26 protein-coding genes are annotated in these 25,950 nt (G+C 56.1%); 21 read left to right on the forward strand and 5 right to left on the reverse strand.

The genetic code is table 11. The features are described 5' to 3' along the window. Position 1 precedes the first annotated feature (1 nt). From Pan97_RS00265 to Pan97_RS00275, 3 genes are read left to right on the forward strand one after another with little or no spacing between them, the layout of a single operon-like run. Positions 2–967 (forward strand): DUF1559 domain-containing protein, encoded by a 966-nt coding sequence (locus tag Pan97_RS00265; protein WP_144969627.1) that lies wholly within the window; start codon positions 2–4, stop codon positions 965–967. Positions 968–980: 13 nt separating this feature from the next. After that, positions 981–1,379, forward strand: coding sequence for a carboxypeptidase-like regulatory domain-containing protein (locus Pan97_RS00270; protein WP_144969629.1), 399 nt, complete (start codon positions 981–983; stop codon positions 1,377–1,379). Positions 1,380–1,418: 39 nt separating this feature from the next. Then, positions 1,419–2,789, forward strand: a complete 1,371-nt coding sequence (locus tag Pan97_RS00275; RefSeq protein ID WP_144969631.1) for a YncE family protein — start codon at positions 1,419–1,421, stop codon at positions 2,787–2,789. A gap of 83 nt (positions 2,790–2,872) precedes the next feature. Here the strand turns inward: Pan97_RS00275 and Pan97_RS00280 are convergent, their stop codons facing one another. Beyond that, on the reverse strand, positions 2,873–3,319 hold the full coding sequence (locus Pan97_RS00280) for a carboxypeptidase-like regulatory domain-containing protein (protein WP_144969632.1): 447 nt from the start codon (positions 3,317–3,319) through the stop codon (positions 2,873–2,875). 45 nt (positions 3,320–3,364) lie between these two features. Then, a complete protein-coding gene (locus Pan97_RS00285) occupies positions 3,365–4,390 on the reverse strand; it encodes a DUF1559 domain-containing protein (protein WP_144969634.1) in 1,026 nt (341 codons plus the stop codon). Between the two features lie 423 nt (positions 4,391–4,813). Here Pan97_RS00285 and Pan97_RS00290 point away from each other — a divergent pair, with 423 nt between their 5' ends. The 4 genes from Pan97_RS00290 to Pan97_RS00300 all read left to right on the forward strand — a co-directional run bounded on the left by Pan97_RS00290 (position 4,814) and on the right by Pan97_RS00300 (position 9,397). Next, positions 4,814–5,779 (forward strand): hypothetical protein, encoded by a 966-nt coding sequence (locus Pan97_RS00290; protein WP_144969636.1) that lies wholly within the window; start codon positions 4,814–4,816, stop codon positions 5,777–5,779. A gap of 71 nt (positions 5,780–5,850) precedes the next feature. Then, a complete protein-coding gene (locus Pan97_RS00295) occupies positions 5,851–7,698 on the forward strand; it encodes a glycerophosphodiester phosphodiesterase (RefSeq protein WP_144969638.1) in 1,848 nt (615 codons plus the stop codon). 58 nt (positions 7,699–7,756) lie between these two features. Beyond that, positions 7,757–7,927, forward strand: coding sequence for a hypothetical protein (locus Pan97_RS26150; RefSeq protein ID WP_165698540.1), 171 nt, complete (start codon positions 7,757–7,759; stop codon positions 7,925–7,927). 72 nt (positions 7,928–7,999) lie between these two features. Next, entirely contained in the window at positions 8,000–9,397 is a 1,398-nt protein-coding gene (locus tag Pan97_RS00300; protein ID WP_144969640.1) for an arylsulfatase, read from the forward strand. A 16-nt stretch (positions 9,398–9,413) separates the two neighbouring features. Here the strand turns inward: Pan97_RS00300 and Pan97_RS00305 are convergent, their stop codons facing one another. Further along, positions 9,414–11,072 carry a right-handed parallel beta-helix repeat-containing protein gene (locus Pan97_RS00305; RefSeq protein ID WP_144969642.1) on the reverse strand — a complete coding sequence of 553 codons (1,659 nt, stop codon included), beginning with the start codon at positions 11,070–11,072 and terminating at the stop codon, positions 9,414–9,416. 618 nt (positions 11,073–11,690) lie between these two features. Between Pan97_RS00305 and Pan97_RS00310 the strand changes: the two genes are divergently transcribed. The 6 genes from Pan97_RS00310 to Pan97_RS00335 all read left to right on the forward strand — a co-directional run bounded on the left by Pan97_RS00310 (position 11,691) and on the right by Pan97_RS00335 (position 16,092). Beyond that, positions 11,691–12,497 carry a WD40 repeat domain-containing protein gene (locus Pan97_RS00310; protein ID WP_144969644.1) on the forward strand — a complete coding sequence of 269 codons (807 nt, stop codon included), beginning with the start codon at positions 11,691–11,693 and terminating at the stop codon, positions 12,495–12,497. Positions 12,498–12,640: 143 nt separating this feature from the next. Beyond that, on the forward strand, positions 12,641–13,147 hold the full coding sequence (locus Pan97_RS00315) for a hypothetical protein (RefSeq protein WP_144969646.1): 507 nt from the start codon (positions 12,641–12,643) through the stop codon (positions 13,145–13,147). A gap of 125 nt (positions 13,148–13,272) precedes the next feature. Beyond that, positions 13,273–13,794, forward strand: coding sequence for a hypothetical protein (locus Pan97_RS00320; protein WP_144969648.1), 522 nt, complete (start codon positions 13,273–13,275; stop codon positions 13,792–13,794). A 122-nt stretch (positions 13,795–13,916) separates the two neighbouring features. Then, complete coding sequence (locus Pan97_RS00325) at positions 13,917–14,438, forward strand: hypothetical protein (RefSeq protein WP_144969650.1); 522 nt, start codon at positions 13,917–13,919, stop codon at positions 14,436–14,438. 103 nt (positions 14,439–14,541) lie between these two features. After that, on the forward strand, positions 14,542–15,333 hold the full coding sequence (locus Pan97_RS00330) for a hypothetical protein (protein ID WP_144969652.1): 792 nt from the start codon (positions 14,542–14,544) through the stop codon (positions 15,331–15,333). 117 nt (positions 15,334–15,450) lie between these two features. Next, positions 15,451–16,092: a LapA family protein gene (locus Pan97_RS00335; RefSeq protein WP_144969654.1), complete on the forward strand. Its 642-nt coding sequence runs from the start codon at positions 15,451–15,453 to the stop codon at positions 16,090–16,092. A gap of 91 nt (positions 16,093–16,183) precedes the next feature. On the opposite strand, the gene Pan97_RS00340 is transcribed toward Pan97_RS00335, so the two are convergent. After that, on the reverse strand, positions 16,184–17,560 hold the full coding sequence (locus Pan97_RS00340) for an IS4 family transposase (RefSeq protein WP_315861160.1): 1,377 nt from the start codon (positions 17,558–17,560) through the stop codon (positions 16,184–16,186). A gap of 379 nt (positions 17,561–17,939) precedes the next feature. Then, entirely contained in the window at positions 17,940–18,401 is a 462-nt protein-coding gene (locus tag Pan97_RS00345; protein WP_144969658.1) for a hypothetical protein, read from the reverse strand. 443 nt (positions 18,402–18,844) lie between these two features. On the opposite strand from Pan97_RS00345, the gene Pan97_RS00350 reads away from it, so the two are divergent. From Pan97_RS00350 to Pan97_RS00385, 8 genes are all read left to right on the forward strand, one after another. Further along, positions 18,845–19,828 (forward strand): endonuclease/exonuclease/phosphatase family protein, encoded by a 984-nt coding sequence (locus tag Pan97_RS00350; RefSeq protein WP_144969660.1) that lies wholly within the window; start codon positions 18,845–18,847, stop codon positions 19,826–19,828. Positions 19,829–20,110: 282 nt separating this feature from the next. Then, positions 20,111–20,635 carry an acetolactate synthase small subunit gene (ilvN, locus tag Pan97_RS00355; RefSeq protein ID WP_144969662.1) on the forward strand — a complete coding sequence of 175 codons (525 nt, stop codon included), beginning with the start codon at positions 20,111–20,113 and terminating at the stop codon, positions 20,633–20,635. Positions 20,636–20,802: 167 nt separating this feature from the next. Further along, on the forward strand, positions 20,803–21,807 hold the full coding sequence (ilvC, locus tag Pan97_RS00360; protein WP_144969664.1) for a ketol-acid reductoisomerase: 1,005 nt from the start codon (positions 20,803–20,805) through the stop codon (positions 21,805–21,807). A gap of 190 nt (positions 21,808–21,997) precedes the next feature. Next, positions 21,998–22,558: a DUF6932 family protein gene (locus Pan97_RS00365; RefSeq protein ID WP_144969666.1), complete on the forward strand. Its 561-nt coding sequence runs from the start codon at positions 21,998–22,000 to the stop codon at positions 22,556–22,558. Positions 22,559–22,560: 2 nt separating this feature from the next. Then, positions 22,561–23,478: a PH domain-containing protein gene (locus Pan97_RS00370; RefSeq protein ID WP_144969668.1), complete on the forward strand. Its 918-nt coding sequence runs from the start codon at positions 22,561–22,563 to the stop codon at positions 23,476–23,478. Between the two features lie 105 nt (positions 23,479–23,583). Continuing rightward, complete coding sequence (locus Pan97_RS00375) at positions 23,584–24,555, forward strand: hypothetical protein (protein WP_144969670.1); 972 nt, start codon at positions 23,584–23,586, stop codon at positions 24,553–24,555. Positions 24,556–24,844: 289 nt separating this feature from the next. After that, positions 24,845–25,531 carry a hypothetical protein gene (locus Pan97_RS00380; RefSeq protein WP_144969672.1) on the forward strand — a complete coding sequence of 229 codons (687 nt, stop codon included), beginning with the start codon at positions 24,845–24,847 and terminating at the stop codon, positions 25,529–25,531. Positions 25,532–25,683: 152 nt separating this feature from the next. Further along, positions 25,684–25,944, forward strand: a complete 261-nt coding sequence (locus Pan97_RS00385; RefSeq protein ID WP_144969674.1) for a hypothetical protein — start codon at positions 25,684–25,686, stop codon at positions 25,942–25,944. The last annotated feature ends 6 nt before the right edge of the window (positions 25,945–25,950 follow it).

Raw genomic sequence — 25,950 nt, forward strand, 5'->3', positions numbered from 1 at the left:
CATGCGTTCACGACACGCGTTCACGCTCGTCGAGCTGCTGGTGGTCATCGCGATCATCGGTATTTTGATTGCTCTACTATTGCCGGCGGTGCAACAGGCTCGTGAGGCGGCCCGCCGAATTCAATGCCAGAACAACCTCAAGCAGTTGGGGCTGGCCATGCACAACTATCACGATAACCATAACAAGTTCCCGCCTATTTCTTCCAGCAGCACCGGCTTCTCGGCCCAGGCACTGATCTTGCCATTCATCGAGCAAGGCAACCTGCACGACTTGATCGACTTCAGCGAGCCGCTGATGCTCGGCAGTGGTCCCTCGGTGACGCTCAACCCGGTGCATGCCGGCATTCCAGATCGCATTTTGGAGATGCTCTTGTGCCCGTCCGACAGTGGCGACCCGTTTTACAACGACGGGACCGATACGTGGGCCGGAACCAACTACATGATCAACGTCGGAAGTGGCAATGGGCTGTACTACTGCGAAGGCTGCGATCCGAACGGGCTCTTCTGGCGAGGCAGCAACACGGCGTTTCGCGACATTACCGACGGCACCAGTCACACGATTCTGATGGCCGAAACGTTGTTTGGTGGTCGCGATCAGGTTTCAACCACCGTCCTGACCGATCCGCAGCGGCAGATCAAACGGGTTAGCGGCGGCGCGCCGGGATCGAAGACGGCCGAAGACATCGATACCGCTTCGGCCTCCGGCTACACCGGTGCCCGGGCCGGCTCTTGGATTCGAACCACCGGCTATCACATCACGATCAACGGCTTCTATCCGCCCAACAGTCGTAGTCCCGATGCTTCGCATCACGGCTACATCGTTTCCAGCAGCCGCAGCAATCACCCCGGCGGAACGCAAATCGTGCTTGCCGATGGCAGTGTCAGCTTTGTGCCGGAGACGATCGATCTCTCCACTTGGCGGGCCCTGTTTAGTCGCGGCGGCGGTGAAGTCCCTCAGCCCTATTAAGCAAGCAGCAACCATGCATCGCCTAATTCCAACCACGTTAACGCTGCTTGCTGGTGTGCTGATCGGTTGCGGAGCACCTCCCGCAATTCCCGGAGGCACGCCTGGAAAGCTGCACGCTGAAGGTCAGCCGCTGGGTGAGGTTCGCGTGACCGTCTTCGACCACGACGGCCACCCTCAGGCGTTCGCCGTGAGCGATCGCCAGGGGAACTTCCAGCTGCGCAAGGAAGCGACGCTGGAAGGGGTTCACCTGCCGCCAGGCAGCTATCGCCTGACGATCGAATCGGCCGGCGAGTTTCCCATGATCTGGCCGAAAGCATACCGCTCGCCCGAGAAGTCTCCGTTGGAAATCGATTGGACCGCGGAACAAACCGAGATCGATCTCAACGTGCCTGCTCCGAAGATGTCGCTGTAACTTGAATCAAACACTCAACCTCTGCCAAAGAATGAAACCATGACTCGAAAACTACTGCTCTCGAACTTACTTGTGATCCTATTCCTGCTGACTGGCAGCGTATCCATCCAGGCCGCAGAAACGCCCCTCATGCGCATCGTCTGGCAAGACCGTGAGGCGAAGACGCTGCGCTGGGGCCAGTTTTCCCTGGCCGATTCGCAGATCCATTTTACGAAGCATGACGCGATTGAAGGTTTCCCCCAGCTCGACGCACAGCGCAACGAGCTTGTCCAGATGGAGCGTATCGGCCGCGTGGTCGTCGTCGGCATCCGTGACGATGACGATGGCAAATATCAAAGCGGGTGGGCGGCCATCGACATGGGTGTCCGTAGTCATTCGCATGGAGATCACGACGACCACGTTTACAAGGAGCCCCCCCACCTGCTTGCCAGCGTCGTCGATCAAGCGCAGGGGAACCCGGCCCATCTGTACCGATACGATGGCGTCTTCTACCTGGCCAACGACAAGCGGAACGGTTTCACGCAGCTCGACCCGCTGCATCTCCTGCGGCAGGACGATCAACAGCACGGGCACTTCTATCGTGGTGGCGGCGGACACATCACGCTGGCGGCGATCGAAGGCAAGATCGCTTACTCGACATGGGCTGCCCGCGATGAAGAGAACAACGGTCGTATCGACGTGACCGATCTCACCCGGTCGGGCGACGACGCGATTGCCTACTCGTTTCAGCTTCCCGTCGGAGGGCTCCACGGCGCGACGGCCAGCCACGGGCGCGTCTTCTTCGCCCCTTCCGATGGAATCTACTACGTCGATGCGGATGTGAACTTGAAGCAATCCCCCGAAAGCGTCGAGATGCATCATCTATCCCTGGGCAAAGACGACGATTCTGATCGGCCCAACCGTACCGGTGCTTTCGTCACGCATCGCAATTGGGTGCTATGCACGACCGGTAAGCATGGCGCGGCGGCGCTCTGCCTGGTCAATGCCTCCGCCGCCGAGCCTTCGGTCGTCAAGCTGCCGATCGATACGCCAGACGGCCTCTCGCTCACGACGCCGACCACCGTAGTCACCTCGGCCGGCAAGAACTATGCGTTTCTGTTTCAGGACCGAAAGGAAGGAGACGCCGCCGAGCAATTGGTGGTGGTCGATCTCGATCCCAACGCCGACCGCGACCTGAGTGATGCCAAGGTGGTCAAGCAACTGCCAATCGGGCCGAGCCAGGTAATGGGTCACTATGGCCATCATGAAATAGATTTCGACGCCGACGGCCGCTGGGCGGTGGTCACTAACCCGGGTAGCGGCAAGCTGCAGCTTCTATCGCTTTCCGACCTCGAGTTTCACGGTGAGTACGAAGTCGGCGGCATACCAACCAAAGTGCTGTGCGTCGGTGGCAAACAGACGCATCATTAAGAAAGCAATGTGGCGAGAGTGCGGAAACGAGCGGTTCCCAAGCGGGGACTTGGTGCCACTCGTTTCTGATTGCCCCACACTCATTACGATCCGCTTAGGTCGATGTCGAACGTTTGCGACCCGCCGGATTCGATCTTGAACGTCAAGCCGCTCGTTCGGCGGTTGGCATACCTGTCCGGGATCTTAGTCGTCTTCGGCTGTGACGTCGGGGCATCGGTAGCGTACTCGACTTCGACTACCGGTTTTCGTACGGCCACTTCGTACAGCTCGCCGATGTCGACTTCCGGAAAAGGTATGCGATACGTTCCGCCAGGTTCGACGTTGGCATACGCCGATTCACCGGTGCGCGGCGACGTGAAGTGGACGCTGGCTTGCTCTAGCGGTTTGCCGTCCAGGCGAACCACTCCCTGAATATCCGCCGAAGGACGAGCGCTACGGCCTTGGCAGCCTACCAGTGCCAGACCGAAGATCGCGATGATCCATCCGGCTCGCACATGGCGGGCCAAGTGTTTTTCCCACCGAACGTGCATCGATTGCCCTCCGCATTCTCTGTTTCGTGTCATCATCTCACCCCCTTAGAACCCTTGAATCACGGTGCCATCGTCGCGGACGCACAGTTGTTGCAGGGTCGTCAGTGGAATGGTTTCTGGAAGGAAACGCGCCGACCCATCGGCCAGCAGAACCTGCACGCCGCCGGGATGGAATGAGGTCAACGGCGTATTGAAGTCCCATTCTTTGTCCGCTTCGATTCCCGTCGAGCGTGGGTTGGGGGAATGAAACACGGCGGTCAAACCGTTGCCGTACTTATGCAGATTCGCGGCCCCGGCCCGCCAGTCCGAGACGGTGCCGGTCGTTGAGATGCCTCCCCAGCCGGTGTGATAGTTGGCCAGCTGGCGATTCTTCAGGTTCGGATCGGGGTTGCCTGACTGCTCCGAGACGATGATCGTTTGCGACGTTCCATCGGTAATGTCGCGAATCGCTTTCGTTTCGCCGATCGTCAGGATGCCGTTGTCCGCGGCATAGCTACCGTATTGGACCGCGTAGTACGTATCGCTTCGTCCGGCCGGATCGGGATACGCTCCCATGATGCCCACGTAGTGATGGGCCTGGGTTACGGCGCCGATCGAAATAAGGGACGCACTATTGTTCGCGGCGAACAGCGTATCGATCGAACTCGACGGGCAAACGTAACCGTCGACAACGATACTGAACAACGCCCGCGTTTCTGCCCGATAGGCATTGATGTCGGTATTGCTTCCGCCCCCCGCATACGTGTTGAGTTGATGACCTGAAGCACGGTCGAGGTCGTAGATCGCTTTCTGTTCGAGGTAAGGAAGCAGCGCGAATCGCCAGCTCGTTCCCGCGTAGGTAATGTAATGACGCCCGCCGAAGGGAAACGAGTTGTGCGTATCGTGATAGTTGTGCAGTGCGAGCCCTTGCTGGCGGAGGTTATTCGAGCAGCTCATCCTGCGGGCAGCTTCCCGGGCTTGCTGCACTGCCGGAAGAAGCAACGCAATCAGAACGCCGATAATCGCGATGACCACCAGCAACTCGACCAGGGTAAAGCCACTCCGCTCATTCAATTTATTCGCGGACTTCATGGTATCGGTCTCCGAGTTAAAGGAAAGAAAAGAAACACGAGAAAATCGAAGCTTGCCATGATGGTGTCTGCCAGGTCCGACGGGCGAAAACCCCGCCAAGCAGCACTTGGCAGACAGAGCGCACTATAGAAAACGGCTATGATGATGTCACGTGTAATCTTGCAAGAATATCGATAAATTCTTCGCCGTCAATCTGGATCGCTTTGCGTGGAATCGACCGCCGCTTCAAGGGCGATTTGCTATGGGAAATCCTTTTCCATTAACCATCCTCAAAGCGTGTGTGACCGGCACTGACGTTCATGGTGAGCGCGCCGTACCCATTATTCGCGATTTCGTACTTCGTCCTGCACGCCGTTTTCAGCTATCCTAAAAGGATTGCCTTCCTGCCTAATTATTCTGTTTCACTTCTCTGGGGCGCTTGTCATGAAGAAGTCATTGGATCGCCGTCGCTTTGCCCAAATGGTTCTCGCTGGAGGAACCCTATCTGGCAGTCTCTGGTCGGACTGGCTGAAAGCCGCCGAGCAGTCGCCGCTGGAGGACCGGCACCTGGTTCGCCTGGGGATGAACGCATTGGCCAGGGCACACTCGATGAACTACTTCAACGACGGGCATCGCGGCGCGGCGATGATCTCTGCCCACTTGATGTGCGTCGAGAATGGTTTCGATCAACCGACGATGACGCGGATCTCGCAGTTGTTCGACTTGAACTGGGCCAAGACGAAGCTGTGCCAGCCCTTTCCCGAAGAAGACCCCGATCCCGGTGCCGTGCAAAAAGTTCGCCTGGCACTGCTCGATGGTAGCGAGACGCTTCGCGAAGTGGGGCACAACGTCATCTTCGCCAGCCTGGCAATCAAGTCGTTCACCCTGATGCCCGAACTGGCCACCCCGCAGCGCGTCGATGGCGTGTGCCAGATGATCCGCAAGTTCAAGCCGTGGCGTGATGAGGCTCCCGATGAAAGCGTGCAGCCTCCTTCGTTTTCCGATACGGCCGCCGCTTCGCGATTCGTTCTGCAGGAAGCCAGCGATGCGATCGATCGGTTCGTCGGTCATGGGCAAGGGTTCGCCGGGCACATGCTTACCTTCGGCCAGGCGATGGTCGAACTGGCCGCCGACGGCGACGAAGAACTTGCCGAAGGCTGCCGCACCGCGTTCCGCAAATACGTGACCGTCACCCGGCAAGGCCCCGGCCCCGACGCGCGCGAAATCAAAGACCGCGCCCCAAGCAAACTACGACCCAATCAAGCCGAATATTGGCAGCGTCGCGGAGACAAGTCCGTCGGCATCGGGCACGTCTTCAAGTATCCCTACGGCTACTATTACTTGCTCGACAAGGCGAACGATGCCGACCTGGCAAAGACCTTGGATGCCAAGGCATACCAGTTGTTTTAGTGAATCGTTCACGTTGAATTGGTAACTCCAACTTGCCGCCGTCGTGATTGGAAGTGCAGAGGGAAACCTACATGAACTCACGGCTCACTGCTGCTTCTCAGGCGTTCTCCTCATGTTGGAAAACGCTTGTCGCGACCGATCTGCTCTACAAGATTCTCGCGTTCATCGTGCTCACGCCGCTGTTGGGTAGTCTGTTTCGCTTTCTACTGGCGACGTTTGGGGACGAGGTTCTGTCGGACGTCGAGATCGCCCTGTTCTTTCTCGGCCCGGCCGGCTGGTTGTGCTTGATTGTCGTTGGGTCGCTGTGGCTGGGGATCGTGTTTCTCGAACAGACCTCGCTGCTGGGAATCCTCGCCGCCAGGCACGTCAACCGAACGGTCACGCCACTGGGTGCCTTACGGTTTGCTGCTGCTCATGCGACAAGCGTCGTTCGCCTGACGATGCGAATCATTCTGCTCATCATCGCTGCCGTGGTGCCGTTTCTGGTGGTGGCAGGGGGCGTCTACTTCTCGCTCCTCACCGAGTACGACATCAACTACTACTTGAAGGAAAGCCCGCCCGTGTTTCGCGTGGCCGTGGGGATCGGCGTGGCGTTGTTACTGGGCCTGGCAGCCGTGCTATTGTGGATGATTGCCAACTATTTCTTCGCCCTGCCGCTGCTGCTGTTCGAGAAGCTCAGCCCGACCGAAGCACTTCGGGAAAGTCGCCGCCGGGTTCATGGGCATCGTCGCATTGTGCTTGTTTGGCTTCTCGGTTGGGCTGGGGCCATCCTGGTCGTCTCTGCGATAGCCTCGGCGATCGTCACCTGGTGCAGTCAGCAACTGATGCCCGACTCGACGACGTCCCTGAACTGGCTGGTCGTCGCGATCGGGGTCTCGATGCTGCTGCTGACGCTAGTGAACCTGGCGACTAACCTGCTCGGCACGACGACGTTCACGGCGATGCTGTTCACCCTTTACCAATCGCCCGGTGAAGGATCGCAGGTCGACCTGGCCGCCCAATTCGAACACGAAGCCGCCAACTACTCTGGCCCGAAGATCACCCGCCCGCGCGTGGCCGCGATCAGCTTGATAGGAATTCTGGTCGCCATCCTTATCGGAACCGCCGCGCTCGAGTCGGTTCAGCTCGAAGACAACGTGCAGATCATGGCTCACCGGGGTGCTTCCAGCAAAGCTCCGGAGAACACGCTCGCTTCGTTTCAGCAGGCCATCGAAGATGGTGCCGACTGGATCGAACTCGACGTGCAGGAAACGGCCGACGGGCAGGTCGTCGTCATGCACGACAGCGACTTCATGAAGCTCAGCAAAGACCCACTCAAAATCTGGGACGCCACCTCAGACAAATTGAAGGGCATCGACGTCGGCTCGTGGAAATCGCCTGACTTCGCCGACCAGCGGGTACCGACGCTGGCCGAGGTGCTGGCCCTGTGCAAAGACAAGGTCGGCGTCAACATCGAGCTGAAGTATTATGGCCACGATCAAATGCTCGAGCAGCGCGTTGCCGACGTGGTCGACCAGCAAGGCATGAACGATCAGGTCATGGCCATGTCGCTCAAGCGAGAAGGCGTTCAGAAGATGAAAGCCATTCGCCCGCAGTGGAAAGTCGGCCTGCTCATGTCGGTCGCTGCCGGCAACCTGAGCAAGCTGGACGCCGACTTCCTGGCTGTCAACGCCAGGTTCGCCGACGTGCTGCTGATCGATCAAGCGCATGATAACGGCAAACAGGTTTTCGTCTGGACGGTCAACGATGCGGCCACCATGTCGACGATGATGAGCCGCGGCGTCGACGGCATCCTGACCGACAAGCCTGAACTCGCACAATCGGTCCTCGAGCAGCGCGCCGCGATGAGCACCCCGCAGCGGTTGCTGTTGGAGTTCTCTGGCCTCTTGGGGATCGAGCCGAAGATAGCGGATCAATAACGATAGGCTCCCTTCGTGATTAATGACTGGGTAACAATATCATGACGATGAAACGATTGTGCCTGGTGTGTGCGGGGCGATGCTGATCATCGCAGGCAATGGCTCTTCTTCGCTGGTCGCCCAAGAGCGGCCTGCCCATTCGCCCGTGATGCTTCAAGGAGACTGGGTTCCCGATCACCCGTATGACGTCGATTTCGATCGCTTGCCGCGCGTTCCTGCGCAGATTTGACCCCGCCACCTCGCGAGACGATACTAAACAGCCACCCTGATTCGTCACTTTCTCGCGCGGAAGGTCCCTGCCATGCGTCGTTTGGTTTTGCTGTTTGCTGGTTTGCTGCTTTTGGTTCCCTCGTTCGCTTGTGCGGCGGAGGATGCCAAGCCGAATGTGATTTTCATCTACGTCGACGACCTCGGTTACGGCGACCTCGGCTGCTTCGGACAGCAGAAGATCGCCACGCCCCAGCTCGATCAGATGGCCAGCGATGGGATCAAGCTGACCAGCTTCTACGCCGGCTGCACCGTCTGTCGTCCTTCGCGACTGGTGCTGTGGACCGGGCGGCACCTGGGGCATCAGCCGATCAACGACAACAAGCCGTACACGATGAAGTCGTCCGATCACACCATCGCCGAGTTGATGAAAGAGCAAGGCTACACCACCGGCGGCGTCGGCAAGTGGGCGATGGGTACGCCTGGCAGCGGCGGGGAACCGATCTACCATGGGTTCGATTTCTGGTGCGGGTACCTCGATCAAGGCGAAGCCCACAACTATTACCCGCCCCACATCTGGCGCTGTGAAGGAGACAAGGTCGAAGAGCTTCCCCTGCCTGGCAACGTGCTGATGGACGACAAGAACGCTCGCGGCCGCGTGGCGAAGCTCGATACCCGCAAGACCTACTCGCACGACGTGATGACCCAGGAAGCATTCGACTTCGTGCGCCGCAACGCCGACAAGCCGTTCCTCTTGCACATTCACTGGACGATTCCTCACGCCAATAACGAAGGAGGCCGCGTCACCGGCAACGGCAGCGAGATCCCTAGCTACGGTCCGTACGCCGACAAGGACTGGCCCGATCCGGAGAAAGGTTTCGCCGCGATGGTCACGCACATGGACAGCGACGTCGGCAAGCTGCGCGACCTGCTGAAGGAGCTGAAGATCGAAGACAACACGCTGTTGATCTTCACATCCGACAATGGCCCGCATCAGGAAGGGGGGCACAAGGTCGACTTCTTCGATAGCAACGGCCCGCTGAAAGGATACAAGCGAACCGTCTACGAAGGAGGCATCCGCGTGCCGTTCATCGCCGTCTGGCCCGGCAAAATCCCGGCCGGCACCGAGTCAGGCATTACCTTCAACGCCTACGACGTGATGGCCACCTACGCTGACCTGACCCAGGCCAAGAGGGTGCCCCTGAACGACGGCCTCAGCTTCCTGCCGACCTTGCTCAGCAAGCAGCAGAAGGTAGTCGTCGAAAACCGCAAGCCCGACCCGAAGCAGCGCATCTCGTATTCGTCGTTCGCCAAAATGGAAGCGGCCCGGCAAGGACCGTTCAAAGCGGTTCGCCAGGCCCCTGACAAACCGATCGAGTTGTACAACCTGAACGAAGACATCGGCGAAACGACCGACATCGCCAAGGACCATCCCACGATCGTGCAGATGATGGGTAACTTCATGAAGGAAGCGAAACAGCCGCTGGAGTAAGGGTAGAGCATCCGGCTTATTTTGCTTCCGCCAGAATCTCGTTATCCCGCTCAACGACCCGCTGCGTCTCCTTACCCCTGGCCAGCACCACCTTGGCGTTGGCATCGCCTGTCGTCAGCTGGTTGCCCATCACCGTTGCCGTGCTCTTGGCGTCTTCAATCACAAACGCCGCTTGGTGGAATGACTTGACCTGGTTATCGACTGCCGAAACGTGGGCCTGGCTGGCAAAGATCGCGTGGCGCCAGTTCTCGAAGGTGTTGCCGTAGGCCTGGACGGTGGCGTCCGGCAAAGCCCAGATGCCGAAGCTGGGTGGTCCTGCTTTGCGAAGCTCGGTGGCGACCAGCCGGTTGTTTTCGATCCGGGCCTCGCCGGCGACGCGGATGGCGGCGACGCCTCCTCCCTGGAACGTGTTGCCACTTAAATCGACTTTCGATCCGGCGAAGATCATCACCAACGGCGGCATCCCGCCGGTCCGTTCGATTTCGTTCTCGATCAGTTCGACCTGCCAGCCGCCGTGAATGCCGATGGCGACTTGCCGGTTCTCGAGGATCTTGTTTCTCGCCAGCGTGGCCAGGCCGTGTTCGCTTTCGGCCAGGCCGATGCCGGCGGTCTGGTTGTGGTGGCTGTGGTTGTCCAGCACGACGGCCTTGGCGCCGTCGAGCCCGATGCCGGCAGCGCCGTTCTCATAGCATTCGTTGCCCACGATGGTCGCTTCCGCGTGGCGGATGCCGATGCCGGCCAGCTTGTTTCGGTAACACTCGTTCTGGCGGAGGATCGACGCGGCGTCCTCTTCGGTGCCGATGCCTGCCATGTCGTTTTCGTAGCAGTGATTGGCCTCGATGATCGGACGTGTGTTCGAACCGGTTCGCACGCCGATCCCGGCCCGGCGATTCTTGTAGCACTTGTTCTCGCGTACCGTGGGGCACGACCCTTCGCTGCTCCCGATGCCGGCGCGAATGTTTTCGTAGCACGTATTGTGGATCACGATCGGGCTGGCATGATTGTGACCGATGCCTGCGTAAAAATTCTCGAAGCAGACGTTCGCTTCGATAATCCCCCGCGAGTGGCGCATCGCCCCGATGCCGCCACCCATGTTGCGGTAGCAGACGTTCTGGTAAACGTGCGGCGAAGCGGCACTGCCTGGGCTGCCGAAAAGGCCGATGCCTGTGTCGCCGATGTGATGCACGATGTTGTTCTGCACCACGCAGGTCACGTCGGGGATTTGAATGCCTGGGCCAGGGCTCTCGCCGATGTGCTCGTGCGACTGAAGGTTTCCCTGCGTCTTGTGATGCTTCGCCCACTCGGCTTCGTCGTAGTGACCGAAGTTGCGAACGGTGAAGCCATCGAGCACGGCCCCCTCGGCCATGATCACCGCACTGCCATGCCCAGGCACGTCCGCCCCATCGAGGATCGTTTCCTCGGCACGCAGCCGCCCTAGCTTGCCTGCGGTATCGGCCCCTTCACTACGCACCGTCACGTCGGCCTTCAGCTTGAGACGCTCGGAATAGGTGCCCCGCTTCACCAGGACAAGGTCGCCAGGCTCGGCCCCGTCGATGGCGGCCTGAATCGACGAGCGATCATCAGGCACACGAATCGTTTTGGCCAGCAGGTGGGTGGCTGGAAGCGACGAGCAAATCGCCAGCAGCGCAGTCGCGATCGCGTAGGGCTGGAACATGCGGGAATCCTTGGAGGGGGAGAGGGAGGAGGGATTCCTTTATGTTATCGCCGGAGTGTTCCTACGGGAACGAAAAAATCGCGAGGAATGCATTCCCGCACTCAGGAGAAAGTTAGAAAAAGTCGCAGAGGAAACAATCCCCACTCCCTTGCGGGAACTGGATTTTGAAGCAACAGTGCCCCTTTGCAGGGTCTTGTTGCAACCTCTTTGAAATCAACGCGTTAAAGCGATTTCCGCTCATTCTCAGGCGGGCTCTTTACCCCTTTCGAACCCCCGCTCTACCCTTTGTTACACCCTCGGCCGTTGGTCTACAAGCAAGGTGTTACGGAGACGGCCTGCAAACGGCTTGAGGCCTGAGGATTTGCTGGCTGAAGAGGGGTTTTGTAGGATAATAACCGACTCTTACGATTGCAAGCTGGGCTACTGAATGTACGCTCGCACACACCCGCAAGGATGTGTGGTATCACGTGGATTCCGCGAATTGATTCTGTGTAAGCAGGACTTATACAGAGAAAGTCTGTCTAATAACAAGTTCGTCGAACTGCAAGATGCCCCCGCGATAGCTCGGATCACCTTCCGCCCTTATCTTGACTTCACACTCTACGCCAGGCTCGCTGCATGAAGACACTCACACAAAAACACAACTCATTTCGCTTCTCTCGTTATTTAGCGGCGACAGCCATTTGGACTTGTTTGCTGTCATGGTCGTGTTTGGACCTCCATGCCGAAGAGCCGGAGGGACCGGAATTTAAATACGATCCGGACAAGGCGCTCGTCTTTAAGCCCAACCCACGGCAGGAAAGTGTTCAACCCTACACAAGCTTGAGCTCGGATGGGAAGATGCGCGCCGAGGCAGGGTATCGGAAAGTTCGTGTGCTTTCAGTTGCTGACAATACATTGCTCTACGAGTTTGCGACGCCGAATCAAGCCATGGCTGCGGCGTTTTCACCAGACCTCAAGACCATAGCTTTCGTCGATAGCGACAACCTGTCCTCTGGTTCAATCATATACACACGAGAGCTTGAAACGGGAAAGCAGTCAAAGATTGGGAGCTGCTTAGGGAGCATAATGTGGCTCACATTCAGTGGGGATGGAAAACGTCTCGCAGGAGTTTCGATTTACGGACCGATTCCAGGGGTGTTGGCAAAAAAGCGATTCAAGCGGGATCTGGGTGGAGAGGTTACAGTCTTCGATGTTTCGACTCAGGATGATTTGCTGACTATTGCCTACATTGTGCCCGAGAGGCTGACGCCCAAGAACGGCGATAAGGTCGCACCGTATCTTCCCACGCACATCGCTCTCGACCATGACGGGTCGACCCTTCTCCTCGCCTCCACCTCCGGTTTGATCAAAGTGATCGATGTAGAAACCGGTGACAACAGAATCTCAATCGAACTAGACATGTCAGCGAAACCGAAAGAATGAAGACGAACCAATCGTTGCAATGGAGCGGCGGTTCGGCTCGGTCCTGAACCCAACGCTGCTTGGCCGCCGCCCATTGAACTCAAACGATCTGGCATGAACCCTAAGCTCGTTCGCTGTGTCCTGCCCGAAACCAAACGGAGTAAATGATGGCAGTTGAATGCGAAATTCCAGATTCCCACGTCGTTTGCCTTGCCGACCAATTCTGCGACACCGCAAAGATGCTCTACGACGCGATCTCGAACTCCGGCACGCAAGCAATGCGCGTGAATGCTGTGTTTGCCGTCGAACTCTACATCAAATCATTGGATTGCCATTGGGTGCGTCACAACCAACTTGAAACACTCGGTGTTGATTGCGACCTAATCACGACGAAACCGAACAAGCCTGGTCACAAACTCGACAAACTTTTCGATCACCTCCAAAACTGGGCGAAAACATACTTGATTGAAGAATTTGCAAAGCATCGTCTCAACAAAACATATCCCGGACTGCTCCCAATACTCGTCGAATACTCCGACAACTTTGTATCGGATCGGTACATTTTTGAATCACCCAACGACGATATTCGACATCCCGTTTCGGAAACCGTAGAATTGGCATTGTTCTTTCAGTCTGCGGTTAACTCCATCGAACGGGTTCGCGTTGGCTAAACTTGACCCCGTATCGCCGGATAACAAACACATGCAACGGAGCCGGCGGTCGGGTCGGTTTTGAAGTCAAAGCATCTCACGCCGGCCCGCTGATGCGTGCCGTTACATGCCTAAAAGCGAAATGAATGGCGACTGCTGAGATCATTCGCGAACGTCCTGCCTGGGTGATTCCGGAAGTTGCGTTCGATGCTTACGGCAACTGCCTCTGGGTGCTCTTTGAGGACGACGAATACCGCCAATGGTGCGGCATATTCGGTGCCGGAAACCTCCATTACGAGGGCAAGCTGCAAAACCTCACAACCGATGAATTCATGGTGGTGGTAGCCGGTCGTCTTTACCGCGTTGCAGCAAATGACCGATCGTTGCGTATGGCCTCCGAAGAACGAATGCTCACGGATGCCGTTTACGACCGACACCGAGACCTGATAATTGCTTGTGACTGGACGCATCTGTTGTGCTACGATGCGAATGGTCTGAAATGGAAATCAAAACGCGTGTCGTTAGATGGGATTGCGTTTGATCGAATCGACGAGGACTGCGTCTACGGAACGGTAAACGACTTGAGTGACGATGGCGCGTCGTTCACGCTTTGGCTTGACGCACTTTACGTTGATTCCGACGTTGATCCCCGCATCCTCGGCATGTAACAACACGATGCACACGGATCCGCCGATCGCGCGTGTTTTAGATGGAACGATCACTCCGGTGGCCCGGTGATCGTAGAAGTTATTTGGCAAAGCATGTTCCTCAAGCTGAAATGGAGTTCCCAATGAGATACTCACGATTTACGTGTGCTCTACTTGCGATTACTGCGGTTGTGATTTACGTCACCCGCAACCCAGCCGTTAGCGCAGCAGATTCCAACGAATCGCCCGATACACTCCAGCAACGCGTTGACACCTTGGAAACCCAGGTCCACCAATTGCGGCAATTGGTATGTGCGCTACAAGCCGAGCGACTTCGCGACATGCTGCCCGTTCCGCAATCAGCGATAATCGGTGAATGGGTCGCCAAGCCTGACAATCTTCAAACTATTGTGCTCAGCTTCCATACCAACGGCACAGTTGAAATTGCTGGTCAAGATAAATCGATTGGATCCGTCCATGGAACGGGCACATGGAAGCTCAATGGCATGCAGGTTGTCTGCTTGTACCAGTACGACGGACAGAATGACCTACCCCAAACCAAACTGCCACTCGACTTGATCTCGAAGGATGCCATGGCATTTGCTGGCGTTGTCTACAGGCGGTCTGCCCCATGTGATCCCAATGACGTCACACAGGCCAAATAACAAACCGTTGCACACCGAGCCGCGGGCCACGCGGGTTCATCAATCAATGTCGTTCGCCGCGGCCGGGTGAACGGTGGCGTTAGCCCCACAAGGAACTCGCACGATGTCTCGGATTTTGATTGTAGCTGCAAGTTGCTTTCTACTTGCGACGCCATGCTCCGCGAACAACAGCTATTTCATCCCTGGAGACGCGTTCTTCTACTGCGAGATCGATCAATCCGAATGGAAGGCACTCCAGAGCGGAGAACTCAGCATTTTGGACTACGATCGACCTGAGGAGATGTCATTCTCTTTGTGTGGATATGCGGGATACAAGAGGCTGGATTTGTCCAACCTTTCCGATAAGTTTAGGGCGCAGCTGATCAAGGCAATCGCGTCAATGAAGGAGAAATACCCGACCAAGATCGTCGAAATCGATCACGGGGAACCCAAGTTTTTCGGTGATCCAGCAGGGATTGAAAGGAAAGAGACCAACAAGCTGAGGATCTTTATATACAACAGCTCGTTCGATTTTTCGCAGTTTCGGATTGGACTCAAGTACAACGAATCTTGGGCTGAAACTGCTGTTCGCCTAGGGTTTAAGAGGGACCACTTTCGCTATGATTTCTTTGTTCCAACGCCTCAAGGAATCGCAGAGTCATGGCGTATGGGATCGGCTGTCAGTCCGCTAAAAGTTCAACTCCCAGATTCTGATCGAGGCTATGTCACGGCTCCAATGAAGATCGAACCGTCTAAGGTGACTTTCCTGGTTTGCCCACCGGTCTCGTTAAATTCGCTATGTTTCCCACCGCTCGAATCGAAATTGGAGTGTTCTGCTGTTTCTGAAAATTGGCAAAAAACGCTGATCAATGATACAAACAAGACACGGAAATCCATTTGGGTGGAATCTAAGTGACAAGAATCCCTGGGGGATAACAAAGCCGTGAACCGGAGCACTCATTCACGCGGCAACTGAAATCAAAGCCTTCCGTTCGTGCCCGGTTACGGCAGGCGTTATCCCGCAGACTGTGGCATGAAATTCTCACTCTCCAATGTGCTGTTTGCATTCCTTTTAGTCGGATTTGGAATTGGCTGGCTCGTTGAACGCCGTCGGGCAGTTGAGCTTCAGAATGAGATTGATCGACTAGAGACACATTTGAAGCCGGACTCTTTCGCGTATCGGTATCACCCGAATCCTGAGCGAAGCTGTTTCGCCATAGACCCACTGGCTGAAGTCGATCGTAAAACTGGAAATCTCTTCAAGGCGTTGGCAACGCAACCTGCAGCATGGAGTAACGGCCTAAACCAGTACTTAGGACTGGATCGCATTCGAGAGGATCTTGATCCGAAACTTACTATGACGGTTTGGTGGCATGGCGAAGTCAAGGACGCTGAAGGCAATAGATTCTTCGTTTATCTTGCAGATCGTGAACGCGAACCGAACACCAAGTGCCTTCATCGGTTGCACTCGTCCTTTTCCGCTTACATCGTCACTGACGACAAGAATACGCTCCTGCACTGGAATGGCTGCGAAATTGACAGGCTGTTGGTGACCGAAATCGAACTGGTGGGAGATACATTTCCCGCTGGGCTCAAGTATCGAGAGCAGTCTCGCCATAATGGCGATTCGAGCATTGAAGTTCGACATTTGACGAAATCTGGAATAACAAATTAGCACAAAGAAATCGTGGGATAACAAAGCCGTGAACCGGAGCACTCATTCACGCGGCAACCGCAGTGCCGTAGGCTGGGTCAAGACCTCAATGTTACCCACATTTTGTTCGTAATATCTCACAGCCGCGGAGGATCAGAAGGAGTTTTTCCGGTCCGCGCCAGAGGGTTTGCCAGCCGGGGCGGCCGTCGCATTTTCGGCCGAGGTGACCTCCCAGGCCGCCCAGGTGTTTGTCGAACTCTTCAAGCGTCATCGTCGTTGCATTGATCTTGGGTGCTCGGGGACTGGGGCGCTGTCGTACTTTGGTGATCGTCTTGATCCACTGTGCGGGCACGACTTCTATGGCTGGGTGGTCGGGGTGCTCGTCGGCCAGATGGCGTAGACGAAGTAGCTGTACGGCCACGATTGCCAGCAGACCTGTGATTCGTTCCAAACGCTCGGCCGTTTCGTAATAGCGAGACTCGACCTGGCAGCCTGTCTTCAGCGCTTTGTGGTATTCTTCGATCGCCCAGCGCTGCGCGTAGTAGTCGATGATTTGCTGGGCCTGCTCCACCGTTTCCACTGGTTGCGAAGTGAGTAGTGTCCGGCGAACTTGCTCGGCATCGTTCGGTGGATCGATTTCGGCCAGTTCAACTACCCACATCGCTAGAGGCTCGCTTGGCGCGTGCTTGCGAATCCATGCGTTGATCACTCGCGGCCGAGGCAACGCCAACGGCGCGAATCGTAGTTCCAGTTGGGCCGTTCGCGCCGATCGCTTCAGCGTGGCTGCCACTTCCAACGACTGGCGACCGCGAACGGGCTGCGCGGTCAGATGTTCCTTTAACGTCATGCGATCACCGCTTGGCGAGATCACCTGACGATTCAATCGACACGCTCGAACGATCCAGCCGCAACGCTGACGATAAGCGCGGCAGAAGACTTCGTAATCGTCGGCACCACGATCACAAACGTGCAGCCAGGTCGCGCCCGGCGGAGGCGACCCGATCTGATCGATCAGCCGTCCCCAGACGGCCTGTTCACGATGGGGATCACGTCGCCGCGAGTTCTTCGCCCCTTTCTTCTTCGTACGATATTGAACCTCTTGCCCGGCCAGGCCGATAACTTGCTTCGTGACCGGGTCACGCATCAACGCCGAATGGAGAAAGAAGCCGCGTCCCGTGTTGCGACCGACCGGTCCCAAACCGCGAGCACGACGCTTGCTGTCGTAGTCGATCTCGGTCGTATCGTTGAGAATCAGGCGGACCGAACCGGCATCGCCGCTCTGCCTGGTCCGCTCGTAATGGGGTGAAGTGATCGCTTGAAAGCTGATGTCGTCGCAGTCCATCAAGCGATACAACGCCTTGCAGTCCCCCCACGACTCGGCCTGCTCAGGCGTCGTGCCGTCAGGCCGAACCAGCACCTGAGCTGCTGCCTTAACCAGGCGTTTCGTTCGTCGCACATCCCCCAATTCACACGGAGAAAATTCCATCATCGCCAACGAGTACAACACGCGCTCGCCGCCCAGCCCACTTCAACGCCTACGACTTCCCCTGCCGAAGTCAAACCTCGAGAGGCTCCCTCACTCGTGCGTCGACGAGTTGGCTTGGTGCACACCGAATACCAAACGCAAAACAAGCACAATTCCGCAGAAAACGAAGACAGGCGTTGTAAGAATTACGAGCTAGCGTAGTAGAAATGTGGGTAACATTGAGGTCTCGACCCAGCCTACGCCGCTGACCCGGCTTGGTTTCATCGCTTGGGTGTTCAAGAGACAAGTGGTTAACGATGGAACCGCATGGCACTCACCCGGAGGCCAGTGGCACATGGAGGTGTGATTGGCTCCCGTGCCACCCAGCCGGGAAGAGGGCAGTCTAGTCGTATTCGATTTCTCGGGTTTGCACGTCAAATTGCATTGTATTCACGCTATCGCTAACCGTGATTTTACTTTGAATCCAGTAGGTGAGCGGCACCGTTTCATTGCGAACTTTGAGCGAAAACGTATGCGTGGAGCAGCCGCCTGCGGTGCTCACCACGACGGTGGGATCCCCCGTAAAAATTCCACCATTGGCGACAGCCGCATGACTCAGCGTGAGCACCGTTGATTCGTCCGTTTTGACCACTACCCTATACGTGTGCCCTCTTTGGGTAATCCCCAGATTGTAGGTGCCCCCAGGCACGGGATTCTCTTTAGGCCCCCAAGTCGGCGATCGCTGAACGACCGTCACGTCGAAAGTGCCTGTATCCGTGTACGGTCCGCAAGCGGTCGCGATTCGTGGCAACGCTGTTACCAACAGAACAACAGCCATACTAATCAAGCAGTTTAACTTCCTCATACCATTCTCCCATCTATGCATGAAAGGAACATCGAACAGAGGTAACGTTTATTGACGCTTGCGTAGGCAATCCAACAGGGGCGATCAATGGAAGCCCTGAAATTCGCAGCAAATCGGTTCGAGATAATGTTGGATTCTATGCGCAAATAACGATAGAACCGCAAGCCATGCGAAAGAAAGTCGTGTCCATCCTTGCTGAACTAAGCGACACGTCTCTCAACGCGCCTGCAAGAATAGGCTTATCTCATGACAATCGAATGAAGAAACCAGAAAGATTTGAGCCCGATTTCTGGTCTCGTGACGTCATTATCACCCTGCCAACGATCCTGTAGGAACTCCGTACGAATCTTAATGTAAAATATTACGTGAGATAGTTGCCAAGCATATACAACCACGTCATAACTGCTGGACGTATTCCCTCAAGCATTCCCAGGAGACTTGCCATGCGACGGATGACTTTGATGCCCCTGTTGGTTTTCTGTCTCTTTAGCTTCAACTTGGTTCATGCCGAAGACATTCAGATGACCGTCATCGGTTGGAACTTGGAGAGCGGCGACTCAGATGCTGCTACCCTGGCAGCCCAGGCTGCGGACAAAGGTCCCGTCGATATTTGGGGCTTTTCGGAACTGGAAGACCAGGACTTTCTCGATACGATTCTGGAAAAGCTTGAAGCCGAACATGGTATCGACTACGAAGACGTCATCAGCACCAATGCCGGCAAAGACAAGCTTGGCATTGTTTATAACGCGCAGCGCCTGGAATTGGTTTCCTCGCACCAGGAGAACTCGCTGCAACTTGGCAATCCAGGCCTGCGTCCGGTCCTGGTTGCCAAATTCAAAGGAAAGGCGACCGGCACCGAGTTCCTGGTGATGGTCAATCACCTGAAGGCCCAACGCGATCCAAATTCCACCAGCAAGCGAACGCGTCAGTCGGAAATGCTCAACGATCTGGCCGAGGCGGAAACGTTGCCGGTGATCTGCCTGGGAGACTTCAATCACTTTTACGAAATTGGTTCTGCCGACGGTAACTCCCCTTCCTTCGACGCGACCATCGAAGACGGCGTGTTCCAGTGGCTCGAACCGAGCAACCCGGTTCCCACGCACAATTTCCCTGGTTCCACGGTGATGCTGGACTTTATCTACGTCGCCAATCCACTGGCCGGCTGGGACGGCGATTGCGTTATCCTGGAGCGCGAAGGAAACGTCGCGGTCACGTCGCCGACCTTTCCCAACGTGCCTGGCAGCAGTTTTACGGACGATGGCAAAAGCACCGATCATCGTCCGATCAAGGCCACGTTCGTCTTCAATGAAGCGACGATGCGCGACTCGGCCGAGCAACTCCGCGATCGCATTTCCATCCTTCGTTCGCTGCTGGAAGACATGGAAGCTCAACTCAAAGCGATTGAAGAGAACCTGGAAGAAGAATAATCGCCACTTGGCATATTCGCTGTCATCACGATTTCTGGCCGCGTGCGATGCCTGCATAGCCGCCCCCTGGCAAAACCTCACCAGAGGGGCCTGAACTTGTCGTAACTCGCGGTGTCTTAACAAGATCGGTTGGCTTCACTCGCTACTAACACTTCTGCCCGCGTTAGGGTGGGGCTAATGGCTTTCCTGGCTGCACTAATGGGCGGCATAGCACCGCCTCTTGTCGGTGCAAGGGGGGCAAACTATCATGCGGGTTTCAATTTACGGTTCTGGGAGAAAACAATGCGTCACGTGCTCTCGGCGGTGGTACAGAATGTGCCCGGGGTACTCGCCCACATTTCCGGGATGCTCGCCTCACGCGGATACAACATCGATTCGCTGGCGGTGGGGGAAACCGAGGATCCACATCTTTCGCGGATGACCTTTGTCGTCGTCGGAGATGATCACGTCCTAGAGCAAGTACGCAAGCAGCTGGAAAAGATCGTCACCGTCGTACGCGTGCTGGACGTCAGCTCGTCCGACTTCGTCGAACGCGATCTGATGCTGATCAAAGTTGCCGCCGAGCCAGGCGGATCTCGCAGCGAAATCAACGAACTGGTCGACATCTTCCGCGGCCGTATCGTCGACGTCGGCCGACAAGAGATCATCATCGAGATCTCCGGCACCGAAAATAAGATCGTCGCATTCATCGATCTGATGCGACCCTACGGAATCCGCGAGCTGGTGAGGACGGGACGAATCGCCATGGTTCGCAGCGGAATGTCGTTGGAAGAACAAGTCAACGATCCGCACGCCGTCGAGGCGTAAGCTTCACCGAGAAACTCAGGTCCCCTCTCCCTATCCAGGGAGAGGGCCAGGGTGAGGGTTCTTCGCACGTTGGATAACCCCTCACTCTAACCCTCTCCCCTCGGGGGCGAGGGGACAAGACATAACCGTCCACTTACCCATCAGTTTTAGAAACCAGTAACAATTCTATGACCGCCAAAATCTATTACGACAACGATGCTGACCTGTCCGTTTTGAAGGGCAAGACCATTGCCATCCTGGGTTATGGTTCCCAGGGGCATGCCCAGGCTCAGAACCTGCGCGACAGCGGCTGCACCGTCATCATCGGCCAGCGTCCCGGTAGCCCGAACTACGACCTGGCCAAGTCGCACGGCTTCGAACCCATGAGCGCCGAAGAAGCGACCAAGAAGGCCGACATCATCAACATGCTGCTGCCCGACGAAGCCCAGGCCGACGTCTACAAAAGCTGCGTCCAGCCGAACCTGAAGACCGGCAACGTCCTGATGTGCTCGCACGGGTTCAACATTCACTTCAACCAGGTCGTTCCACCGGAAGGCGTCGACACCCTGCTCGTCGCCCCCAAGGGCCCCGGGCACCTCGTTCGCAGCGAATACGAAAAGGGCGGCGGCGTTCCCGGGCTGATCGCCCTGGGCGATACCGCTTCCGACGAAACGCGTCAAATCGGTTTGGCCTATGCCAAGGGTATCGGTGCCACGCGCGGCGGCGTGATCGAAACGACCTTTGCCGAAGAAACCGAAACCGACCTGTTCGGCGAACAAGTCGTGCTGTGCGGCGGCCTCAGCGAATTGATCAAGGCCGGCTTCGAAACGCTGGTCGAAGCAGGCTACCAGGAAGAAATGGCCTACTTCGAGTGCATGCACGAAGTGAAGCTGATCGTCGACCTGTTCTACGAAGGGGGCTTGAACTACATGCGTTACAGCGTGAGCAACACGGCCGAATTCGGCGACTACTCGACCGGCCCACGCATCATCACGCCTGAAACCAAGGCCGAGATGAAGAAGGTCCTCAACGAGATCCAAGACGGCACGTTCGCCCGCAACTGGATCCTGGAAAACAAAGCCGGCGCCGCTCGCTTCAAAGCCATCCGCCGCCGCGAACGCACCCACCAGGTCGAAGAAGTCGGCAAACGATTACGCCGCCTGATGAGCTGGATCGACGCGAAGGAAGTTTAATTTGCTTCGCGGCTAGTGGAAGTTGATAATCAAACGGCACCTGGGTAACTGGGTGCCGTTTTTTTGTATTGAGGATGAGTCCCGCTCTGTGGTATCGTTATTGAATGCCCCATTGGGGCTAGTCATGGTAAAGCACATTTCTTGACCATACGTGTCGAACTGGTAGTAAAATTGTTTTGAAGGATCATGGGTGTCAATTCCTAGGTGGAATAAAGGAGGTGTGCTTCCTCCCGTTGATTCAAACGCTCCCACCGCGCCAGAGAGGTCTCCATATAAAGCGCAGGCAGGTGATTTCATTCATCGATTTGCTGTCTCGGCTAAACGACAACAGATCTTACGCCAATGGTTAGATTACCGAGCAGCCCTTTACGAAGCAGGTATCACGAAAGGGTTTCAATGGTTGGATGGAAGTTTTTTAGAAGAGATTGAACTTACGGAAAAACGCGATCCAAACGATATCGATTGTGTCACCTTCTTTCAGTTAGGTGAGGGTGTCACTGAGGAGAGTTTGGTAGCTGAACATCCTGAACTGTTCTCACGCGATTTCATCAAGCGAAAGTTCAATGTAGATGCATATTACGTCAATCAAGCTTGGCCAGGGCGGTCACTGATTGAGAATAGCGCGTATTGGTATAGTTTGTGGTCGCATCGCCGCGACCTAAGCTGGAAGGGATTCGTGCAGATAGAGTTGGATCTCGCCGATGATGGTATTGGGAAAAGGATTCTAGATTCCCTGGATGAAGAGATTTAAACATGATCATTTCTGACGAAACAAGATTGAGGGCAGAAATTGACCATGTTCAACGCATGCTAGCAGAATTGCCACAAGATGCCGCAATTGGAAGACTGAGTTTGAGTTCGCGGTTAGAAGAACTCAAGAAAGAACTTGCCGCTCTACCATTTTCGTCGGAGCCAGTAAGGGCAAAGTTAACATTTCGAGGGCGACCAGTCCTAGCTTCGTATGGAATTTTTGCCGACTTCGCTGCAAAAGCAACCACTGCATTCTCAGATCTGGTTGCTGCATTGGCAGCTGGACGCGACAAGCCAATTTCACTAAGTGGTCCAATTCCCAATCGAGATCAGTCTCGACTTCTAATTACGGGTACGGCGACTGGATCGTTTGGTTTTGTGTTAGAAGAAGAACCTGGGCAAGGAAGATTTCCTGGATTCGATTCAAAGCTTAGTCAAGCAGTCGACGAAACTACCGCGTTAATTGATGCAGTATCTAGCGACGACGATGAAGAACTTGCGGAACGCATTTCCCAAGTCAGTAACCGCACGATTGTTCAGTTACGAGTGTTTCTAAAGGAGTTGTTTGACAACGATGCTGTCTGCACCCTTTCATTTAGGGATCGAGAATCTGGTTTTCGTGACGCTAATGAACTTAAGACGGCCTTGGATCGAATTGCGGAAGGAAATGTCCATGAGGAGGTAGAAACATATTATGGGAGTTTTCAAGGTGTGCTGCCCAACAGCCGGAGTTTCGAGTTTCTTACAGAGCCTGATGACATCCTTATTAGGGGAAAGATAGGGTCAGAAGTTACTGATCCAGATGAAATCAATAGTTATCTACATAAGCCGCTGAAAATTCGCCTTAAAGCATTCAGGCTGGGCTCGGGTAGAGCAAGGTATGTTCTGGAAGAAACGCCAAAGTGGGAAAATAAAACTTGATGATCGCCATCTGCCTTCAGTACATCATGCTGTGCATGAATGTCGTTGGATGCTGTTTCAATTAGGCACGGTTTGAGTTCGACATCTCAAGGAAGGAACACAACCATGCCAAGGATGCTCCTCTGCACCGCATTGCTGTTCTTTTCCCTCGCGTCGCACTCGGCTGCCCAGCCGCCGACGATCGAACAATTGCTGGCCGGCGTGCCGGTTCTTTCGACCGAAGAGAAAGGGCTTGATCAGTTCTCGTTTTCTTATGAAACCATCTACCTGCAGCATGGGCGGTTATGGGGTGACTTTCGTTGGAAACGAGGCGAGCCGCCGCAGCTATACGTGTCGGCGGATCAGCAAAAAAATCCTGTGCTTTTTGCTGCCGACAAGCGGTCGATGTACGTCGACCTGGCCGAGCAGCGCGTCGTTACGCTGGATCAATCACGCCCGCGACTGCGGCTCAGGAATAAATATCAGTCCATTTCGTATGAATGCAGCATCGAGCCCAGTAACCAGCGGTTAAGTCGATTCGATATCCAGATCGACCTGCCGTCGATCGTCCAATTGCAAGTACACAATCCGGTTCTGGGCGAAGATGCAAACGGCAATTGGCGTTACCAGTCGACCTCGTGGTCGGGCAAGTCGATCATGATCGTCACGTTCGATCGTCAGGCGCCCTACACGATGCGCGAGGTCGTCATCAGTGATATTGAAACGGGCGACATTCGTCTGCGAATCCACGACATTCGCCTGAACGACGAGTGCAACGAGCCGTGGCTTCGTTTCCCGCCACTGGAAGCGCTGCCAGATGGTTTGGCCATCGTTCCCATGAACCGCAGTCAGCTGAACGTCGGCATGCAGCTGGCGCTGGGCTGGAACAAAATGATCCAGGTGCTGACGATCACCCACATGGCCGTCGATGACCCGGCACTACGCGGACCACCGCTGGCCCACACCGAGCAAGAGTGGAAAGTCATGCAGCAAACCAAGCAGCACTACGGCCCACAGCTGCGACATTTGATTGGCATCCGTGGTGTGCCACTGCCGCCCTCGGCAGTGCGATCGAAGGAATCGCTGGACATAAAATAAAAGCCATGCCCTATCATACGGACTCCCACAGCACTTGATCTAAGTCAACCGGCTTGCCACTTCACACTGCCGAGGGCGGCAGTGGCACACGTTGGGATGCCCGGCATAACGCAACGGTTGACGGGCTGCCTAGGGACGCGAGCAAGAAAATCGCGCGCGCACTATCTTCAGGCGGTAGCAGGCTGGTATACCTTAATACACGCACGAGGGCTCTACCCTCACACGCCATCTACGTTCAATCCATTTCCCGTACAACATTCAAAAGTCCAGACGTTTAACGAGCAAACCCATGTCTTCATCCGCCCACCCACAACCGGAACCCGCAGGAGCGTCCTCGCACGACGTTGCTCCGCGGGTCGTGGTGCGCGCGGAGAAATATTACCTTTGCACGGCCTGTGGCACCCTGGTCGAGATTCCGGCTGACGTCGTGGGACAACTGGTTCTCTTGGCCCCGACTTCCAAGCCGACGCCCCCCTCAAACCCGACCCCGTCTTCCCAGCAACTGCCGCCCACCGAAGAGGAACAAGAAAAACCCCCAGGCTTCGCGGCAGCGGCTCGTCCAGCTGCCCGCTTCCATCCAACCCGGAGGACCAATCCGCAGCCAGTTGCCAGGCCGAAGGATTCCCGGCCACCGCAACCGAAACGCCCGAGAACACCACAGCAGCCGCAATGGGCCGGCGTGGTGATCGATGGCCTTCCAACCCCTTCCGGTCGTCAGCTCGATAATGCCTTGAAGTGGGCGACCTTTCATCTTCAAGTGCTCGACCGACAAGAGAGTGAGATCAAGCGGCTCAAGAAACTGCTCACCCAGGCCGCCCAAGCTCAGCCTTCTTGCCGTCGGACGCGCCCCCCTGCGCAGCGGCCGACCAGGCGAGAAGTGCCGCTGCCTACCCAGCGTGAATGCGAAGAGCGTGTCCTCGAAGAGGTGGGCACGTCGCCTACTGCGCAAAGCACCCACGAGCGCGGTCCGCCGTGACCGACAGCAGACAAAACGAACGCGCGACCAACGGCCGAGCCAGGCCTCCGTGGTCGCAGCTTCGTGGAGTTGGATTGGGAGACGCATGCGTCCGATTTATACTACGAGGCAACCCCTGACGACTTTTCCTCCTCATCCCCCATGTGATCACCATGAATCTTCTCCTTCTGGCTGATGCCAAAGACGACTTCAACCAGTACCTGGAAAACAATCCGGCCATTTTGGGGTTAGGAGTGATGGGACTGGGGCTTTTGATTGGGGGATGGGGAGTCGCCGAGTTGATCACCGGCGTCTCTCGCGATAAGCGAGGGAATGTGCTAGAAGGGGGTACCGGCAAGGCGGCGTCATGGATTCGCGTGGTCTTTGGTGTCGGGCTGATCGGGTTTGGTTTGTATAAACTGGTGGCGGGATAATATCTC

The organism is Bremerella volcania (assembly GCF_007748115.1).
In the GTDB taxonomy this organism is placed as follows: domain Bacteria; phylum Planctomycetota; class Planctomycetia; order Pirellulales; family Pirellulaceae; genus Bremerella; species Bremerella volcania.

What these genes read in the sequence shown, in the direction of transcription:
- Pan97_RS00265 (WP_144969627.1), top strand. Translation starts at nt 2, where the DNA reads ATGCGTTCACGACACGCGTTCACGCTCGTCGAGCTGCTGGTGGTCATC.
- Pan97_RS00270 (WP_144969629.1), top strand. Translation starts at nt 981, where the DNA reads ATGCATCGCCTAATTCCAACCACGTTAACGCTGCTTGCTGGTGTGCTG.
- Pan97_RS00275 (WP_144969631.1), top strand. Translation starts at nt 1,419, where the DNA reads ATGACTCGAAAACTACTGCTCTCGAACTTACTTGTGATCCTATTCCTG.
- Pan97_RS00280 (WP_144969632.1), bottom strand. Translation starts at nt 3,319, where the DNA reads ATGCACGTTCGGTGGGAAAAACACTTGGCCCGCCATGTGCGAGCCGGA.
- Pan97_RS00285 (WP_144969634.1), bottom strand. Translation starts at nt 4,390, where the DNA reads ATGAAGTCCGCGAATAAATTGAATGAGCGGAGTGGCTTTACCCTGGTC.
- Pan97_RS00290 (WP_144969636.1), top strand. Translation starts at nt 4,814, where the DNA reads ATGAAGAAGTCATTGGATCGCCGTCGCTTTGCCCAAATGGTTCTCGCT.
- Pan97_RS00295 (WP_144969638.1), top strand. Translation starts at nt 5,851, where the DNA reads ATGAACTCACGGCTCACTGCTGCTTCTCAGGCGTTCTCCTCATGTTGG.
- Pan97_RS00300 (WP_144969640.1), top strand. Translation starts at nt 8,000, where the DNA reads ATGCGTCGTTTGGTTTTGCTGTTTGCTGGTTTGCTGCTTTTGGTTCCC.
- Pan97_RS00305 (WP_144969642.1), bottom strand. Translation starts at nt 11,072, where the DNA reads ATGTTCCAGCCCTACGCGATCGCGACTGCGCTGCTGGCGATTTGCTCG.
- Pan97_RS00310 (WP_144969644.1), top strand. Translation starts at nt 11,691, where the DNA reads ATGAAGACACTCACACAAAAACACAACTCATTTCGCTTCTCTCGTTAT.
- Pan97_RS00315 (WP_144969646.1), top strand. Translation starts at nt 12,641, where the DNA reads ATGATGGCAGTTGAATGCGAAATTCCAGATTCCCACGTCGTTTGCCTT.
- Pan97_RS00320 (WP_144969648.1), top strand. Translation starts at nt 13,273, where the DNA reads ATGGCGACTGCTGAGATCATTCGCGAACGTCCTGCCTGGGTGATTCCG.
- Pan97_RS00325 (WP_144969650.1), top strand. Translation starts at nt 13,917, where the DNA reads ATGAGATACTCACGATTTACGTGTGCTCTACTTGCGATTACTGCGGTT.
- Pan97_RS00330 (WP_144969652.1), top strand. Translation starts at nt 14,542, where the DNA reads ATGTCTCGGATTTTGATTGTAGCTGCAAGTTGCTTTCTACTTGCGACG.
- Pan97_RS00335 (WP_144969654.1), top strand. Translation starts at nt 15,451, where the DNA reads ATGAAATTCTCACTCTCCAATGTGCTGTTTGCATTCCTTTTAGTCGGA.
- Pan97_RS00340 (WP_315861160.1), bottom strand. Translation starts at nt 17,560, where the DNA reads ATGATGGAATTTTCTCCGTGTGAATTGGGGGATGTGCGACGAACGAAA.
- Pan97_RS00345 (WP_144969658.1), bottom strand. Translation starts at nt 18,401, where the DNA reads ATGAGGAAGTTAAACTGCTTGATTAGTATGGCTGTTGTTCTGTTGGTA.
- Pan97_RS00350 (WP_144969660.1), top strand. Translation starts at nt 18,845, where the DNA reads ATGCGACGGATGACTTTGATGCCCCTGTTGGTTTTCTGTCTCTTTAGC.
- ilvN (WP_144969662.1), top strand. Translation starts at nt 20,111, where the DNA reads ATGCGTCACGTGCTCTCGGCGGTGGTACAGAATGTGCCCGGGGTACTC.
- ilvC (WP_144969664.1), top strand. Translation starts at nt 20,803, where the DNA reads ATGACCGCCAAAATCTATTACGACAACGATGCTGACCTGTCCGTTTTG.
- Pan97_RS00370 (WP_144969668.1), top strand. Translation starts at nt 22,561, where the DNA reads ATGATCATTTCTGACGAAACAAGATTGAGGGCAGAAATTGACCATGTT.
- Pan97_RS00375 (WP_144969670.1), top strand. Translation starts at nt 23,584, where the DNA reads ATGCCAAGGATGCTCCTCTGCACCGCATTGCTGTTCTTTTCCCTCGCG.
- Pan97_RS00380 (WP_144969672.1), top strand. Translation starts at nt 24,845, where the DNA reads ATGTCTTCATCCGCCCACCCACAACCGGAACCCGCAGGAGCGTCCTCG.
- Pan97_RS00385 (WP_144969674.1), top strand. Translation starts at nt 25,684, where the DNA reads ATGAATCTTCTCCTTCTGGCTGATGCCAAAGACGACTTCAACCAGTAC.